13 protein-coding genes and 2 tRNA genes are annotated in these 15,888 nt (G+C 70.3%); 6 read left to right on the forward strand and 9 right to left on the reverse strand.

From position 1 onward, the window contains the following. Nucleotides 1-30: 30 nt before the first annotated feature. Together IAG44_RS21220 and IAG44_RS21225 are read left to right on the forward strand one after the other, a co-directional pair. On the forward strand, nt 31-1,344 hold the full coding sequence (locus IAG44_RS21220) for a DNA cytosine methyltransferase (RefSeq protein ID WP_187748663.1): 1,314 nt from the start codon (nt 31-33) through the stop codon (nt 1,342-1,344). Beyond that, nucleotides 1,341-2,138 carry a very short patch repair endonuclease gene (locus IAG44_RS21225; protein ID WP_246561951.1) on the forward strand — a complete coding sequence of 266 codons (798 nt, stop codon included), beginning with the start codon at nt 1,341-1,343 and terminating at the stop codon, nt 2,136-2,138. The genes IAG44_RS21220 and IAG44_RS21225 overlap by 4 nt, the downstream gene beginning before the upstream one ends. A gap of 158 nt (nt 2,139-2,296) precedes the next feature. Here IAG44_RS21225 and IAG44_RS21230 read toward each other — a convergent pair whose 3' ends face one another. From IAG44_RS21230 to IAG44_RS21240, 3 genes are all read right to left on the reverse strand, one after another. After that, nucleotides 2,297-2,503 carry a DUF397 domain-containing protein gene (locus tag IAG44_RS21230; protein WP_187748664.1) on the reverse strand — a complete coding sequence of 69 codons (207 nt, stop codon included), beginning with the start codon at nt 2,501-2,503 and terminating at the stop codon, nt 2,297-2,299. Continuing rightward, nucleotides 2,500-2,964 (reverse strand): DUF5753 domain-containing protein, encoded by a 465-nt coding sequence (locus tag IAG44_RS21235; RefSeq protein ID WP_246561952.1) that lies wholly within the window; start codon nt 2,962-2,964, stop codon nt 2,500-2,502. The genes IAG44_RS21230 and IAG44_RS21235 overlap by 4 nt, the downstream gene beginning before the upstream one ends. A gap of 107 nt (nt 2,965-3,071) precedes the next feature. Beyond that, nucleotides 3,072-4,316 (reverse strand): MFS transporter, encoded by a 1,245-nt coding sequence (locus IAG44_RS21240; RefSeq protein WP_187748665.1) that lies wholly within the window; start codon nt 4,314-4,316, stop codon nt 3,072-3,074. A gap of 153 nt (nt 4,317-4,469) precedes the next feature. On the opposite strand from IAG44_RS21240, the gene IAG44_RS21245 reads away from it, so the two are divergent. Continuing rightward, nucleotides 4,470-5,048 (forward strand): TetR/AcrR family transcriptional regulator, encoded by a 579-nt coding sequence (locus IAG44_RS21245; protein WP_187748666.1) that lies wholly within the window; start codon nt 4,470-4,472, stop codon nt 5,046-5,048. A 46-nt stretch (nt 5,049-5,094) separates the two neighbouring features. On the opposite strand, the gene IAG44_RS21250 is transcribed toward IAG44_RS21245, so the two are convergent. Further along, the gene (locus IAG44_RS21250) at nt 5,095-9,912 is read right to left on the reverse strand and encodes a hybrid sensor histidine kinase/response regulator (protein WP_187748667.1); all 4,818 of its coding nucleotides are present in this window, start codon (nt 9,910-9,912) and stop codon (nt 5,095-5,097) included. A 363-nt stretch (nt 9,913-10,275) separates the two neighbouring features. Here IAG44_RS21250 and IAG44_RS21255 point away from each other — a divergent pair. Together IAG44_RS21255 and IAG44_RS21260 are read left to right on the forward strand one after the other, a co-directional pair. Beyond that, nucleotides 10,276-10,366, forward strand: a tRNA-Ser gene (locus IAG44_RS21255). Nucleotides 10,367-10,535: 169 nt separating this feature from the next. Further along, nucleotides 10,536-10,608, forward strand: a tRNA-Arg gene (locus IAG44_RS21260). Between the two features lie 421 nt (nt 10,609-11,029). Here IAG44_RS21260 and IAG44_RS21265 read toward each other — a convergent pair. The 4 genes from IAG44_RS21265 to IAG44_RS21280 form a co-directional block, all read right to left on the reverse strand. Continuing rightward, on the reverse strand, nt 11,030-11,896 hold the full coding sequence (locus tag IAG44_RS21265; RefSeq protein WP_187748668.1) for a GNAT family N-acetyltransferase: 867 nt from the start codon (nt 11,894-11,896) through the stop codon (nt 11,030-11,032). An 88-nt stretch (nt 11,897-11,984) separates the two neighbouring features. Then, nucleotides 11,985-12,149, reverse strand: a complete 165-nt coding sequence (locus IAG44_RS21270) for a hypothetical protein (protein WP_187748669.1) — start codon at nt 12,147-12,149, stop codon at nt 11,985-11,987. Next, nucleotides 12,146-13,270, reverse strand: coding sequence for a radical SAM protein (locus IAG44_RS21275; RefSeq protein ID WP_187748670.1), 1,125 nt, complete (start codon nt 13,268-13,270; stop codon nt 12,146-12,148). Before IAG44_RS21275 ends, IAG44_RS21270 begins: the two co-directional genes overlap by 4 nt. Beyond that, complete coding sequence (locus tag IAG44_RS21280) at nt 13,255-13,476, reverse strand: hypothetical protein (RefSeq protein WP_187748671.1); 222 nt, start codon at nt 13,474-13,476, stop codon at nt 13,255-13,257. Before IAG44_RS21280 ends, IAG44_RS21275 begins: the two co-directional genes overlap by 16 nt. Before the next feature lie 514 nt (nt 13,477-13,990). On the opposite strand from IAG44_RS21280, the gene IAG44_RS21285 reads away from it, so the two are divergent. Continuing rightward, nucleotides 13,991-15,337: an NsdA family TPR-like regulatory protein gene (locus IAG44_RS21285; protein ID WP_187748672.1), complete on the forward strand. Its 1,347-nt coding sequence runs from the start codon at nt 13,991-13,993 to the stop codon at nt 15,335-15,337. Here IAG44_RS21285 and IAG44_RS21290 read toward each other — a convergent pair. Then, nucleotides 15,315-15,848: an NUDIX hydrolase gene (locus IAG44_RS21290; RefSeq protein WP_187748673.1), complete on the reverse strand. Its 534-nt coding sequence runs from the start codon at nt 15,846-15,848 to the stop codon at nt 15,315-15,317. The two genes, IAG44_RS21285 and IAG44_RS21290, sit on opposite strands and share 23 nt — an antisense overlap. Nucleotides 15,849-15,888: the final 40 nt, after the last annotated feature.

A 15,888-nucleotide genomic window follows, 5' to 3' on the forward strand; every position in this document is an offset into this window, starting at 1 on the left:
TGATCACGAACTCCGCGGTACGCTTCTCTCATGCCTGAGCTGCGAGAAGAACATCAAGGGGTGGGTACCTGCGTCGAACTGTTCGCCGGTGGTGGGGGGCTCGCGATGGCCGTGCACGCTGCGGGCTTCCATCCACTCCTGGTGAATGAGTACGCCAAGCGGGCATGCGAGACCTTGAGGATCAACCTTCCGAATCCTGCCGATCCGACGAAGCCTTGGCCGCTCATCGCGGGTGACGTACGCGACGTCGACTTCACCGATGCCGTCTCTGGCGAGGTCGATGTCCTCGCCGGCGGACCGCCCTGCCAGCCGTTCAGTCTGGGAGGTGCGCACAAGGGCATGGAAGACGAGCGGAACATGTTCCCGCAGATGTTCCGCGCCATTCGGGAGATGAAGCCGAAGGCGGTCATCTGCGAAAATGTTCGCGGGCTGCTCCGGCCGTCCTTCAAGCCCTACTTCAAATACATCCTGAATGAAATGAGGCTTCCATTCGTAGAACGCGATGATGAAGCGACATGGGAAGACCACAACGAAATCCTTGAGAAGTTGCTCGCCAACGAATCAGTTGATCCTTCGGAGCGATACATCGTCAAGGAGATGGAGGTCAACGCGGCTGACTACGGTGTACCGCAGATTCGCAATCGAGTGATCATTGTCGCGTTCCGTGCTGACCTCGACGTCGAGTGGAGCGAGTTCATGCCCAAGAAGACGCACTCCGAGGAGTCGCTGATCCACTCGATGCGCGAGGGCGGACCCTACTGGACGCGCCACAAGGACGTTCCGGCCAATGTCCGCGAGCGTGTCATCGCCGACCTTCCCGCACTCGACTACGAGGACGAGAAGGTCAAGGAGAAGCTGAAGCTGGAACCGTGGCGCACGCTGCGCGACGCGATCGCTGGAATCGACGAGAACGAGGGAAAGCCGCTGCCGTACGTTACGGAAGCGGCCGTCAAGAACAAGCTTCTCGTGGGCGACGTCCCCGATCACATCGGGTGGCCTGGAGCCCGGATGTACACCGGCCATACGCCGAACCTGCTGGACCGGCCCGCGAAGACCGTGAAGGCGGGCGTGCATGGCGTGCCGGGCGGGGAATCCGTCATGCGGCTCGACGATGCGAGCTTCTCCAACTTCGGAGGTGGCGATGGGTACCGCTACATGACCGTGCGGGAAACCGCGCGAGTCATGACGTTTCCGGACCGTTGGCTTCTCGACGGGCCACGAGGGGAGCAGATGCGGCAGTTGGGCAACGCCGTACCCGTCAAGCTCGGGACGGCCTTCTCAAAGGCTGTCGCCGAAGCTCTCAAGTCGGTCGGGGCCCTGGAGGACCCGGAGAAACGGAAGTGACCGAAGCAGCGAGCGATCGGCAAAGGTCCTGGAAGGATCGGATGCCCCCTGATCGGGCTTGGAAGCCGAGAGCGGGTGGAAGCAAGGAGTCCCGAGCCACTGAACAGGACCGGGCCGCCGGCAGCCGCCTCGCGCGAGCGGTCGATCTCGGCGAGGGTCGATTCGCGCGTGCCTCCATCGCCCTGCGCCTGTACCGCGGCACCCGCCGCATCCGCGCCTATCTACGGTGGTCGCAAGAGGGCCAGACACAGGAACGGTACGTCGGTGAAGTGGACGCCGATACCCGCGCCGCGAACCTGGTGCGGGCGTGGGAGATGGCGCACGCCGCGGGTCTCGCGACCACCGAGACCGTTCCCCCCGGCTCGTGGGCGTCCTCCGCCGCGTCCCGAGCGGTCATGTCCGCCAACAAGGGACGGGACACGAAGCCCGAGAAGCTGTTGCGGTCCGCGCTCCACAGGCATGGACTGCGATACCGCGTGGGAGTCAGGCCGCTCCCTGACCTACGCCGGACAGCCGACGTGGTTTTCACCAAGGTCCGTGTCGCCGTCTTCGTCGATGGTTGCTACTGGCACGGCTGCCCTGAACACCACAGGCCCGCGAAGAAGGGCACGGCGTTCTGGCAGGAGAAGATCACCGGAAACCGAGCACGCGATGCCGAGACCAACGAGATATTGCGCGACGCGGGTTGGCTCGTCATCCGCGTGTGGGAACACGAAGATCCGGAGCTAGCGGCACAGGCAGTGATCAGGGCGGTTCGATCGAGACAGGAAGGCGGTGACGGGAAACAGAGTTGAATCCCGCCGCGCAGACACGAGTGGTGACACGACGGCGTTCGGCCCCTGGCCGACGGGTTTCGGAGTCTCGCTCCCCGCGCTGCTTGACGACCTGCTTCCGGAGTCGCACGGCAGAAAGCCCGCCCCATCGGCACGGGCCTGCTTGTGATTCCGGACGCCTACGCTTCCTCGGTAACGGCCTTGAGGAACAGGGCCAGTTGGTGCCGGCCGAGGAGGAGGGCGGGGCCGGTCGATCGCTTGCTGTCTCGCACGGCGACCGTTTGGTCATCGACGACACCGCACTCGACGCAGTCGGACTGGGCTGCGGACGCTGACGACTTGCGCCACGTCACGGGCAGGGTCGACGCGTCGTCAACATGGTTCATGTGCTTGTCTTCCTTATTTCGGTGATCAACTCGGCCGATGCCTCGACCGAAAGCGCGGCGGACGTCAGCCGCTGCCAGGCATCTCGGTAAGTCGCGACCTTGTCACGCTCTTCGACGTACAGGGCCGAGGTCAGTGCCTCTGTGTGCACGACGTCGAGGTCCGCGTGCTGGAATCCCAGGAGGGAGAAGGTGCCTGTCTGGCCGACGTGCGGTGGGGCGTCGGACCGCAGCACCTGGATGTTCACGTTGGCGCGCTTACCCATAGCCAGCAGGCGCCAGAGTTGCTCATCCATCACACCTGGCGTCTCCGACGTCGAACGGAGCGCGTGCTCAGCGATGATCGCCCAGAGAACGAGCGGTTCCTCGCGAGTGAGCACCGCCTGACGAGCGAGGCGTACCTCGACCAGAGCGTCCACCCGTGCTTCGAAGGCTTCGGACATCGCGGTCACGCGGACGGCCAAGCCCACGCACCCAGCCAAACCTACGCACACGACCAACCCCCCGCACAGCCCCGGACGGCCCCCGCCAGCGGACCGAGTCATCGCCGCCCCGGCCCCCGGCCACCCCCCTACCGCCGCCGCACCGCCGTCACCCCCCACCCCACCCCCAACCAAACCCCCGCCACCCCGATGACCCCGCCCCACCCGAACGCCCCGTACGCGACTCCCGCCAACGCGGAGGCAGTTGCCCCGCCCGCGAACCCGGCGACGACGTACGCGCTGTTGGCCACGGACGGTGAGGACGTCGTCGTCAACGCCAGTGTCTGGTTGGCGACATGGGAGGCGACCAGGGCGGCGTGGATCAGGACGGCCGCCACGAACAGCGAGGGCAGCGCCCAACCACCCCACCAGAACAGGGGAATCGAGACGGCGGCCACCGAGTAGGCGCCCCGCACGACATGCGCCGCCCCGAACCGGTCGACCAGCCCGCCGGCCAGCGGTGCGACGACGCTCGCGGCGAGTCCGAAGAGCCCGAACAGCCCGGCCGTGGCGGTGGACATCCCGTACCCGGCGTCGGACCCGCTGCCCTCAACTCCCGTCAGCAGCAAGGCGAGTGACGTCCACAGGGCGGACCAGGCGCCGTACATCCCGGCCTGCCGCACGCACGCCCGCCACAGCTCGGGCGACCGCCGCACGAGCGAGGGCATCGACAGCAGCCCGGCGAACAGGGAACTCCGCGAGGGCCGTTCCCGGGGCAACGCCCAGGCGGTCACCAGCCCCAGCCCGGCCGTCAGAGCGGCGGCGCCCGCGAACACCCAGCGCCACCCGAACGCCTCCCCGGCGAGCCCGCCGACCACCCGCGCGGCCACGATCCCCGTGAACAACCCGGCGATGACGGCGGCCACATGCCGGGCCCGCCGCTCGACAGGCGCCCGCGAGGCGACGAACGGCACGAGCAACTGCGGGACGACGGTGGCGGCGGAGGCGAGGAACACGGCACCGGCGAGCACCCCCGCGCTCCCGGCGAGAGCGCCCCCGACCAGCGCCACGGCCGTCACGACCGCCAACACCCCCACGATCCGCCGCCGGTTGACCCGGTCCCCCAACGGCGCGAAGAACAACAGCCCCGCCGCGTACCCGAATTGAGCGACGGACGCGATCCAGGCGACCGAGGACGCGTCGGTACCGAAGTCCCGCGCGATCAGCGGGAGCAGCGGCGCCGCGAGATAGATGTTCGCGGCGGTGACGGCCGTGCAGAGGGCGATCAGCGGCAGCAGGAGCCGCGAGCCGGGAGGAGACACCGGCTCCCCGGCGGCACCGCGGACCCCGCCCCGCCCCCGCCCCCGCGCCGACACCGGCGACCCGACAGACATGGCCCCTCCAAAAACGTCCAAGGACATTCCCGAACCAGCAACCAACCAGTTGGTTGCTCACGCGGACAGCTCAACAGTCTGGAAGCCCCCCGCATTCCCTGTCAACCAACCAGTTGGTTACGGTTGCGCGACCGCCCCCGCTACCCTGCCCCCATGGCAGTGAGAGACCCCGAAGCCACCAAGGCACGCATCTTCGACGCGGCCGTCGCCGAGTTCGCCCGGCACGGCATCGCCGGTGCCCGCATCGACCGCATCGCGGCCGAGGCGAAGGCCAACAAGCAGCTCATCTACGTCTACTACGGCAACAAGGCGGAGCTGTTCTCGCAGGTCCTGGGCCGCAGGATGGTCGACCTCGCCGCCGCCGTCCCCGTCGACCCGGACGACATCGAGGGCTGGATCGACCGCCTCATGGACTACCACGCCGCCCACCCCGACCTCCTGCGCCTCCTCTACTGGGAGGGCATCGAGTACGGCACCGGCGACCTCCCCGACGAGGACGCCCGCCGCGAGCACTACGTCCACAAGATCGAGGCGATGCGCGACGGCCAGGCACGCGGCGTCGTCACCGACGCGATCCCCGCCGGCGACCTCCTCTTCCTCCTCATCGCCCTCGCCAACTGGATGACCGTCGTCCCCCAGATGAGCCGCGTCATGACCGGCGCGGAGGACGAGGACCGCGAGCGACTGCGCGCGTCGATCAAGGAGGCGGCCCGGCGACTGGTGGCGGTCTGACCGACGCGGACGTCGAACAGGGGCCCCAACTCGGGCCGTACCGAACCTAGTTCGTCCCGATCCGGGCCAGCAGATCCACGATCCGCGACTGCACCTCACCACTCGTCGACCGCTCCGCGAGGAACAGCACCGTCTCCCCCGACGCCAGCCTCGGCAGGTCCGGCTGCTCCACGGCCGCCGTGTAGACGACCAGCGGCGTCCGGTTGAGCTGCCCGTTCGCGCGCAGCCAGTCGAGGATGCCCGCCTGACGCCGGTCGACCTGCATGAGGTCCATCACGACGAGGTTCGGCCGGAACTGGCCGGCCAGCATCACCGCGTCCGCGTCGCTCGCCGCCCGCGCGACCTGCATCCCGCGCCGCTCCAGCGTCGCCGTCAGCGCGAGCGCGATCTCCGCGTGCTCCTCGATCAGCAGGACGCGCGGCGGGTGCTGCTCGCTGTCGCGCGGCGCGAGCGCCTTCAGCAGGACGGCCGGGTCGGCGCCGTACGCCGCCTCCCGCGTCGCCTGCCCCAGACCCGCCGTGACCAGCACCGGGACCTCCGCCGCGACCGCCGCCGTGCGCAGCGACTGCAACGCCGTGCGCGTGATCGGGCCCGTCAGCGGGTCGACGAACAGCGCCGCCGGGAACGCGGCGATCTGGGCGTCCACCTCCTCGCGGGAGTTGACGATCACCGGGCGGTAGCCGCGGTCGCTGAGCGCCTGCTGCGTCGTGACGTCCGGGGCGGGCCACACGAGCAGCCTCCGCGGGTTGTCCAGCGGCTCCGGGGGCAGCTCGTCGTCCATCGGCTGCGGGCGCGGAGTATCCGCGACCTCGATCGCCCCGCCCGGACCATCCAACGGTTCCGGGCCCTCCGCCGCGTTCGAGTCGGGGGCGCCTATGGCGTACGAACGCCCTGCGCCCTCCGTCCCCGGCGCGAGGCGGGTCTGGCCGGCCATCGACGGGTGCGGCAACTGTTGCGCCGGGAGGATGGGCTGCTCGGCGGGGGGATGCGGACGGGCCTCCGGGCCCGGCGGTGTACCCAGCTTGCGGCGCCTGCCGCCGCTGGGGGTGCCGCCGGGTGGGGTGGCCGTCTGCGGCGGTTGCTGCGCCTGGACTGCCTGCGCCGCCTGGGCCGCCTGCCGGGTGAAGGGGACGCCCTGGCCGAGGGTGCGGACGCTGATGGCGCGGCCCTGGGTGGAGTTGGGGTCCGCTTCTGCGGGGAGCGGTTGGGGTTGGGGCTGGGGGGCGGGGGCTTCCGCGGGGAGGGGTTGGGAGGGGAGGGGGATGTGGCCGGTTTGGGGGGAGGGCGTTACGCCGGGTGCGGTGGGGTTGGCGGTGGCGTGAGGGGGGACCGTGACGCCGGGTGCTGTGGAACCTGGGGTGGCGTGAGGCGGGGCCGTGACGCCGGGGGCGGCTTGGCCGGGGATCGCTGCTGTGCCGGGGGGCGTGACGCCGGGTGCTGTGGAACCTGGGGTGGCGTGAGGCGGGGGCATGACGCCGGGGGCGGCTTGGCCGGGGACTGTGACGCCGGGGGCTGCTGAACCGGGGGTCGCTGGAGCCGGGGCTGCGACGCCGGGGGCCGCTTGGCCGGGGATCGCTGGAGCCGGGGCCGCGACGCCGGGGACTGCTTGGCCGGGGATCGCTGCTGTGCCGGGGGGCGTGACGCCGGGTGCTGTGGAACCTGGGGTGGCGTGAGGCGGGGCCGTGACGCCGGGGGCGGCTTGGCCGGGGACTGTGACGCCGGGGACTGCGACGCCGGGGGGCGTTGGAGCCGGGGCCGCGACGCCGGGGGCCGCTTGGCCGGGGATCGCTGCCGCGCCGGGGGCCGGGACGCCGGGGGACTGGGACGGGAGTTGGAGCGCGGGCTGGGGTTGGGGCTGGGCCGGGGGCATGACGTCGGCGGTCTCGGCCGGTTCCGGCTCCTGCGGTACCGCGACGGCCCGGCGACGCCGTCCCGTCGGCGCGCTCGCCGGGTGCGGCTGCGGCGGGGTGTGGTCGTCGGCCTGGTCGTGGGGGACGGCGTCATGCCGTCCGGCGTGTTCGGCGGGCGACTCGGGACCACCCTGCGGCGGAACGGGCACCTGAGCGGGCAACTGCCCCGCAGCCTGACCAGCCACAACCCCCTGCTGCCCCGGCACACCCTGCCCCGGAACCCCGGGCTGGCCCACACCCTGCTGAGCCACCCCCTGCGGAGGCACGGCAACCCCCTGAGGCGGCACGGCCCCCTGCGGAACCTGCGCGACCTGCGGCGGAACAACCCCCTGCACCGGCACGACACCCTGAGCCGGCACAACCCCCGGCACCGCACCCTCCTCCGCAACAACCCCCTGCCCAGGCAAGGCACCCGGCACGGAACCAGCCCCCTGCCCCGGAACGCCCCCTTGGCCCGGAGCAACCCCCGACACGGGACCAACGCCCTGGCCCGGAACGCCCCCTTGGCCCGAAGCAACCCCCGACACGGGGCCAACGCCCTGCCCCGGAACGCCCCCTTGGCCCGAAGCAACCCCCGACACGGGGCCAACACCTTGCACCGGGACAACCCCCTGTGCCGGAGCAACACCCTGCACCGGACCACCCCCCGGCACCCCAACAGCCCCTTCCGCTCCCCCGACCCCTACCTCTTCCCCCCGGTCCGCCTCGGCCGGCGGCAGCGCGAACACAGCCCGAGGCCCCGCCTCTTGAGCCGCCGCCCGCTCCCCCGCAGCAGCCAGCGCGCGACGCCGACGCCCGGTCGGCTGCCCCTGCTCGTCCTCCGTCACTTCGCCCGCCCCCGGCGTCGAGGGCAGCGCCGGCGGCAACGCGTTCTGCTCGGACGCCCCGACGGCCACCCCACCGGGCGGCACCGGCACACCCTGCGGAGGCACGGCGGCCCCCAACCCAGCCCCGACCGCAGCAGTCCCGGCAGCATGCTCGGCGGCGGTCACGACGGCACCCTCGGCGACCTCGTCCCCACCCCGCGCACGCCGGCGTCCGGACCCGGCGTCGGCCTCGACAGCGACGTCCTCCTCGGCGGCGGGCCCACGCCGACGCCGACGCCCGGTCGGCGGCACACCACCGGCCGACGGCACACCGCTAGCCGGCGGCACGCCGACCTCACCCTCGTCGCCGTCGAGAAACGCGTCGACAGAACTCCGCCGCCCCCGCCGCCGTCCGCTCACCTCGGCGGCGTCCTCCTCGGCCGACGGCGTCTCGACGAGCGCGATGCCCTGCCCCGGCACCGCCCCGGCGCCACCCCCGAGCGGCACTTCGAGGACGTACGCGCTCCCGCTCATCCCCGGCACCTCGACGGTCTGCAACACCCCGCCGTGCGCCCGCACGATCCCCCGGACGATCGGCTCGTGCACGGGATCACCGCCCCCGTAGGGCCCGCGGACCTCGATCCGGACGACCTCCCCGCGCTGCGCGGCGGCCACGACGACCGTGTTGTCCATGTACCCGCCGGCCGACACCGGCGCGTTGCCGGTCGCGTCGACCCCGGCGACGTCCGCGACGAGGTGCGCCAGCGCCGTCGCGAGCAGCCGCGCGTCCACCTCGGCCTCGATCGGCGGCGCGTGCACCGCGAACTGCACGCGCCCCGGCCCGATCAGCTCGACGGCCCCGTCGACCCCGGCCGCGACGACCGCGTCCAGCATCACCTTCGTCCGGCTGACCCGCGCCTCACCGGTGTCGAGGAGCTGGTAGTTCAGGACGTTGTCGATGAGCGTCGTGATCCGCGAGTACCCGGCGGAGAGGTGGTGCAGCACCTGGTTGGCCTCGGGCCACAGCTGCCCGGCGTCGTCGGCGGCGAGCGTCGACAGCTCGCGGCGCAGCTCGTCGAGGGGCCCGCGCAGGGAACGTCCGAGGAGGGTCAGCAACTGCTCGTGCCGACCGGCCAGCGCCTCGTAGCGGTCCTTCTCGCGCTCGCCGAGCGCCGCGTACCGGTCCTCACCGGCCGCGATCTCCTCCGCGTGCCGCTCGGTCAGCTCCTCGATCTCGGTGACGTGCCGCTGGCGCAGCGCGGTCAGGTCGGAGGCGTGCTCCTCGGCGAGGCGTTCCAGCTCCGCCGTGTGCTCGGCCTCGACCGTCTCCTTGTCCTTGGCGAGCGCGTCGTAGGGCCGCCGGTCGGTGAACGTCATCACCGCGCCGACCAGCTGATCACCGTCCCGCACGGGCGCGGTCGTCAGATCGACGGAGACCTTGTCCCCGTTCTTCGCGAACAGCACCTGCCCGCGGACGCGGTGCTTGCGGCCGGAGCGCAGCGTGTCGGCCAGCGGTGACTCGTCGTACGGGAACGGCGAGCCGTCCGCCCGCGAGTGCAGCACGAGCGTGTGCAGCTCCTTGCCGCCCAGGTCGCTCGCCCGGTACCCCAGGATCTGCGCGGCGGCCGGGTTGACGAGCACGATCCGCCCGTCCGTGTCCGTGCCCACGACCCCCTCGGACGCCGCCCGCAGGATCATCTCCGTCTGCCGCTGCGACCGGGCCAGCTCCGCCTCGGTGTCCACGGTGCCGGACAGATCGCGTACGACGAGCATCAGCAGTTCGTCGGGCGCGTAGCCGTATCCGTCGTACGCCTGCTGGCCGTTCTCCAGGTTCGCGCTCGTGACCTCGACGGGGAACTCGACGCCGTCCGTCCGGCGGGCGGTCATCCGGGCCGGCTTGGTCCGGCCCCTCGGGTCGATGTGATCGGGCCTGCGCATCGACCCCGGGATCAGCTTGGAGTCGAACTCCGGCAACAGGTCGAGCAGCCCGCGCCCCACCAACGCGGTCCCCGGCGCCTCGAACGCCTCCAACGCGATCGTGTTCGCGTTGACGACCGTTCCGTTCGCGTTGACCAGCACCAACGCGTCCGGCAGGGCGTCCAGTATCGCCGCGAGGCGAGCAGCGCCTCGGGATGGCCTGCTGCTCACGAGACGCTTCCTCCCTGTCACCGCACCTTGCCGACCGCTCGGGCCATCTTGCCAACCGGCCCGCGGGGTGTCACGCGAGGGAGTCTAAGGGCTGGGGTCTGCCCCAGGGCCCCGGATGAGAGCCACCTCGCACGAACCCCCTCCCCTCCCGAACACCCGCGCGAACCAGGGGTTGCGGGACCTTTACGAGGGTGGAGATTCTGTCGGGAGAGGTGTGCGGAAGCCCGCCCTCCCCGCTCCGTCCCGGATACGCCTTTGCCCCGCCCCCCGGCTCCCTAGTACGGTGGACACCGATTGGTGACACAGCACTCACCTGTGTCATCATCTGCACGCACCACTCGCACCCACGTGAGCGGTTGTGCTGGAGGCGTCGCCTAGTCCGGTCTATGGCGCCGCACTGCTAATGCGGTTTGGGCCTTAAAGCCCATCGAGGGTTCAAATCCCTCCGCCTCCGCCCCACCCGAAGCCCCGGTCCTCCCGACCGGGGCTTCGCCGTTCCCCCAGCTCACAAGGGGTACGCCCAACGGATTTCACATGACGCCGCCAGTCATGTAATGTTCTTCCTGTCGCCGGGAACGAGCCGAAAGGGCCCGAACCGGAGACACCGAGAAACAACAAAACAAGCACTCGTAGCTTAACGGATAGAGCATCTGACTACGGATCAGAAGGTTGCAGGTTCGAATCCTGCCGAGTGCACAGCAGGCCAGGGGCCCTCAGGAGAAATCCTGAGGGCCCCTGGCGTATGTCATGACGGCAGTGTTTGACGGCACCCGCCTTCGGAAGTTGATCAGACGGCTACGAGGACGCCGACCGTGCCGTCGTCATCATCCGGCCCGTTGCTGTCACCCCTCAGCATGTCCCTGACGCGGTCGAAGGCGGAGCGCTGGGAGTCCAGCCGCACGAACTGTCCATCCGTCAGGCGGTGCTGGACGCAGCGCTCAGGCTGCAATGTGGCTGAGACCGTGACGGATTGGGAAGCGTGGCTGGGGCCGGTGGGTGGTTGCTGGAGACGCACGTGGCAGGTGCTTGTTCGGCGCACGCCGTCGTGGCTGATTTTCTATGGCTGAGGTCGCCAAAACACGGGTCAGCCGACCAGTGAAGGCGGCGCGGCCTGGAGTTATACCGATGTGGTGTGGGTGAAGCCGAGGGAGGAGAGTCCTTCGGCCCGGCACAGGCGGTCGGAAGGGCCGTCGACCTCGGTCTGGAGGAGTTGGTAGGCGGCGCCGTGGCTCTGGCCCCAGTACATGGCGGCCTGCCACAGGACGCGTCCGAGTCCCTGCCCCCGGATTGCGGGGAGGACGGCGAAGTACTGGGGGAGGAGCTGGGGACGTCCGATGGCGTCGGGCTGGATCTCCATGGGGCCGATCGCGCCCACGATGCGGTCGTCGACGGCGGCGGTGAGGACTGGGCCGCACCGGCCGGCCTGCATCCGGGCGTGGAGGAAGGCCAGGCCGTCGGCGGCCATTTCTTCGGCGAACGGCGCGAAGGTCTTCTGCACGGAGGCGGGCCAGGTGGTGACGGGGTGGACCGGACTGTCCGGGGCGGGGCAGGGGGTGTCGGTGAAGTCCTTCAGCTGAATACGGGTGCCGCGCGGGTGCGTGGTGTCGGAGCCGAGGGGTCGTACGACCCGGGCGCCTGCCGCGTCGTGTACGGAGGCGAGCTTGGCGGCCAGCTCGGCGGCCTCCTCCACGACGCTGCCGTGGAGCCCGTAGGCGAAGACCTTCACGGTGCCGCGTCCGCGCCGGGTCAGGGTGGGAACGAGGGTGCGTCCGGGCTGGTGGACGACGTCCTCGCGGAGGACTTTCTCGTCCTTCTCACCGCCCCAACGCCGGTCCTTGTCGTAGGGCAGGAAGTCCCCAGTGCCGGCCGCTCGCAGGGTGTCCTCGAAGAGGCCGACGGCCAGGGCATCGGGGTGGACAGGACCAAGAGTCGGCACGATTGGCGCGGTCAGTTGGGGTCGAAGCCACTCCCAGCGGAAGAACATGAGCGGCACCCTAGCGGTGAGCCGGTCAGGGCTCAGGCCCCGACGCGAGTACGCCGGGGCCTGAACGGAGTTGACCGGATCATGTCGGTCAGTGGGGGTTGTCGTCACCGGCGTCGCAGGAGCACTCCGCGCTCTCCACGATCACGTCGAGGTCCTGGACGGCGGTGATCGACGCGGTCGCGACGGGCGGGGCCGCGCGGCGAGCCGAGGCCGGCGGGCCGGACAGGATGGTCACTGGTACGGGCGGGGTCATGAGGCGTTCTCCTTGTCTCCGTGCTGGCAGTAGCTGTGCAGCGGCGCATTTGCCTCCTGGTAGTGCTTGGCCAGGGGGCGGCAGACCCGGCAGGTGCCGGACAGGGCGCAGCCTTCGCACCCTCCGGTGCGAAGCATGAGGCGGTCGGCGATGGCGCCGAGCCGGGGGAGGCCGTCGACGCCTTCGGCCATGAGGTCGATCTGGTCGTCGCGGCCGACCTTGCAGATCGAGACCTTGGCGTGCGGGTCGGCGTGGAAGAAGGTGTGTCCCGCGTTGCAGCCGGCGAACGGTTTGCGCTGCCGCAGGTGGGCGGCGGACTGGGCGAGCAGCGGCTCGCCGCCGCCGTAGATCGTGGGCGTCATGTTCGTGTACGCGTGGTTCTCGACGTTCCACTCGTCGGCGAGAGCGGCCATCTCGTCGGCCTCGGAGGCGTTGTCCTCGGTCACCACGACGTTGATCCGCAGCGGCAGCCCGGCCTCGCGCGCGGCGTCCATGCCGCGCCGGAACGCCTTCCACGCCCCGCGGCGCTGGGTGAGCGTGTCGAAGGATTCCTCGCTTGCCCCGTACATGCTCACGACCAGGCGGTACGGCGGGCAGTCCCGGAAGAGCTTGAGGAGGTCCGGCCGCCAGAGCAGCGAGCCGTTCGTGGAGATGGTGAGCATCATCCCGGCCTGCCAGGCGTACCGGTAGGCGCCCTGGAAGTGGGGGTCCATGGTGGGCTCGCCACCGGTGATCTGGAGCCAGAGGACGCCAGCCTCGCGCATGATGTCGAGCAGCCGCACCTTGTCGTCCCAGCCGAGGCCGGAGAAGGGCCGCTCGCCGAGGTAGCAGTGCTTGCAGCCGAAGTTGCAGCCGAGGTTGATCTCCCAGGAGGCGCGACAGTAGCCGTACGGAGACGGTTCACGCACCAGCACCGTTCCCCGCGCGGGCTGGCCGATCAGGTCCAGGCCCCATATGCCGGCGGCTGTCTGCACTGCCCAGGCGGGCAACCTCCGGCCGTCGGCGACGGCTTGGCGAAGCTCCTCGTAGTCGTCGGCGGGAAGCCGTGCCCCGGCCCTCGCTCCGGGGCTGAGGAGCAGGTGTCCGTCGAGGAACGGGGAGGCGATCAGAGCGTGGGCCATCGGTGGCCCTCCTTCCAGATCACGGAGCGGGACAGTGCGCGGGGCTCTTGGCGGTCGGTGCGGCAGTAGATCTCGCCCAGTCCGTTGCAGGTGCCGCAGGCTTTGCCGGACGAGTTGGCGCCACTGCCACCGCAGTCCCCGCAGCTCTCGTTGCGAGGCGAGCGAGGATGCCGGGGCTTGTGCGGGCTCGTGGTCAGCTGGTGCACGAGACCTCCTCCAGGACGTCTTCCCAGGTGCGCTGCATGGTGTGGTCGGCGAACAGACAGCACTTGCCATCGGGCCCCGGGGCGGCCACCGAGCAGTCCGGAAGTACGACGAGTCGTGCCTTGCCCGCCTCATGCCAGCGGAGCTTCCCGGGCCAGGCCGAGGGACACTCGACGCCAGTGCGAGCACTGCATCACGACACCATCCGGAAGGACGTGGCGGCGTTCTGTTCCTGCTGTGAGCACCGGGGCAGACGCGCGGCGGGAAGCGGCCCGGGTTGTCAGGGACTACCGGGTTTTCGCCCACACGTACCTCCGCGAGGGCCCCCACGCCCGGCCGGAGTCGCGGGAGACCCGCAACGTCATTCGTACGTCGTCCTGTCCGTTCGCCATGGAACAAGAGCATCGCGATCTGGGAGACCGGCCAGAAAGGCCAAGCGGATTACCCAACTTGGGTAACATCACCCTCGGTTGACCAAGTGCAGCGATCCGTAGTCCTCATGCCGGAGCGTGCCCGATGCCCGAGCCATCTCGCTCGAAGGAACTCCCGGTCAGCCTGCTCACGGACCCAGTGATGATCGAGGCATGCCAGGCTAGAGACTTCGGCCGCATCTTTCAGCTGGTCAAGGCACGAGCAGGCATCTATCCGTCGATGATCGCGCGCCGCTGCGACCTGACCCCGAGCCGCGTGGGCGAGGTGATCGCCGGACGGCGGCAGTTGCTGCACATGGACGTGATCGAACGGATCTCGGACGGACTGCGAATTCCCGGACACATGCTCGGCCTTGCACGACGATCCTGGGAGACGCCGCCCAGCCTGACGGTCACACCCCGCCAACCGGCCGAGGTACCGGCCTCAGCCGTCGAACCGCTGGTCGCCGGACTACCGGGGGCGGACGTCGACAGCATCCTCGCCCTTGCTGCCGAGCGGGATCTCAGCGCCTCGACGCTGGACGCGTTGCACTCGTCGATCGCGGACTACTGGCGCCGGGACGACGAGCACGGCGGCGAGACCTTACGGCCGGCGGTCGTCGGCCAGCTCCGCTACGTCGTCGACCTCCTCAAGGAGCAGCGTCCAGCTCCTTTACGGGACGGCCTGCACAGCATCGCGGCCGAGCTGGCCCGGCTCACCGGATGGACCTACTTCGACGCCCGCCAGTACCACCAGGCACGCGCCTACTTCACCGAATCCCTCGGCCTGGCCAAGGCCATCGACGACCGCCAGTTCATGGCCAACGTCCTCGCCTGCATGAGCCTCCAAGCCACATACCAGGACAAGCCCGGCGACGCCCTCGCACTCGTCACGGCCGCCCAGGACCAGGCCCGAGCGGCCGCAGGGACGACACCGCGCGTGCTGGCCATGCTCGCGATGCGAGAAGCCTTCGCCCACGCCACCCTCGGCAACCACGGTGCGACCCACACCGCGATCTCGGAAGCCCACACCCAGTTCGGCCGGATCAGCACCGGCGATCCGGATCCGGCCTGGGTCGCCTACTTCGACGAACCGAAGCTGATCGTGGACACCGGCATCGCACACGGCCGCCTGGGCGAAGCCGCCCTCGCCGAACCCCTCATCGCGGACGCCCTCCGCCGCGAACACGCATCGAACCACCGAGGCCGCGCCTTCCACGCCTTCTGGCTCGCCCGTACCCAGCTCCAGCGCGGCAAACTCGACGAGGCATGCCACACGGCCATGGACGCCCTGGCCCCGGCAGCGGCCGTCAGCTCGCAACGAGTCGCCGGCCACCTCCGGGAGTTCTACGAACAGCTAGAACCCTTCCGCCGCGAACCGGCCGTGGTGGCATTCGAGTCCCGGCTCCGGGAAGTGCTGCCCCGCCAGATCAGCGGATCGCCTCGTCCATGAGCACGTAGAGCAGCCCGACCAAGGAGCCACTGCTGACGATCTCGCGACGGTCGATCATGCCCCGCACGTCGGCCAGCGGGATCCACTCGATCTGGTCCGACTCGTTCTTCTCGGTCGGCGGACCCTCGTACGTCGCTCCGTCGGCCCGGAAGACGTGGTGCTGGGAATCAGTGATGCCGTTCGCCGGCTCGGCGTAGATCAGCGGCTCGATCGGGCCAGGCCGCCAGCCGGTCTCCTCCAGCACCTCACGGGCAGCCGCGTCGGCCGGCGTCTCGCCCTCCTCGACCAGGCCCATGGGCAGCTCCCACGCCCAGGCGTCCGTGATGAAGCGGTGCCGCCACATCATCAGCACCTCGCGTCGCTCGTTTACCACGGCAGCCACGGCCAGGTGTCGGAGCTTGACGACGTGGTGCTCCCAGCGGTTCCCGTCCGGCGTCTCGACGTCGGTGAGCCACAGGTTCACCCAGCTGTTCTCGTAGATCGGACGTTCCCCGTGGATCTTCCACTGCATCGCTGCGGCCTCTCTCGATCGGCTTCCAGCATCGCAGACA

Origin of the sequence: Streptomyces roseirectus, assembly GCF_014489635.1 — a bacterium.
Taxonomy (GTDB): Bacteria; Actinomycetota; Actinomycetes; order Streptomycetales; family Streptomycetaceae; genus Streptomyces; species Streptomyces roseirectus.

Coding starts and splice junctions, on each gene's coding strand:
- IAG44_RS21220 (WP_187748663.1), top strand. CDS start 31: ATGCCTGAGCTGCGAGAAGAACATCAAGGGGTGGGTACCTGCGTCGAA.
- IAG44_RS21230 (WP_187748664.1), bottom strand. CDS start 2,503: ATGAACCATGTTGACGACGCGTCGACCCTGCCCGTGACGTGGCGCAAG.
- IAG44_RS21240 (WP_187748665.1), bottom strand. CDS start 4,316: ATGTCTGTCGGGTCGCCGGTGTCGGCGCGGGGGCGGGGGCGGGGCGGG.
- IAG44_RS21245 (WP_187748666.1), top strand. CDS start 4,470: ATGGCAGTGAGAGACCCCGAAGCCACCAAGGCACGCATCTTCGACGCG.
- IAG44_RS21265 (WP_187748668.1), bottom strand. CDS start 11,896: ATGTTCTTCCGCTGGGAGTGGCTTCGACCCCAACTGACCGCGCCAATC.
- IAG44_RS21270 (WP_187748669.1), bottom strand. CDS start 12,149: ATGACCCCGCCCGTACCAGTGACCATCCTGTCCGGCCCGCCGGCCTCG.
- IAG44_RS21275 (WP_187748670.1), bottom strand. CDS start 13,270: ATGGCCCACGCTCTGATCGCCTCCCCGTTCCTCGACGGACACCTGCTC.
- IAG44_RS21285 (WP_187748672.1), top strand. CDS start 13,991: ATGCCCGAGCCATCTCGCTCGAAGGAACTCCCGGTCAGCCTGCTCACG.
- IAG44_RS21290 (WP_187748673.1), bottom strand. CDS start 15,848: ATGCAGTGGAAGATCCACGGGGAACGTCCGATCTACGAGAACAGCTGG.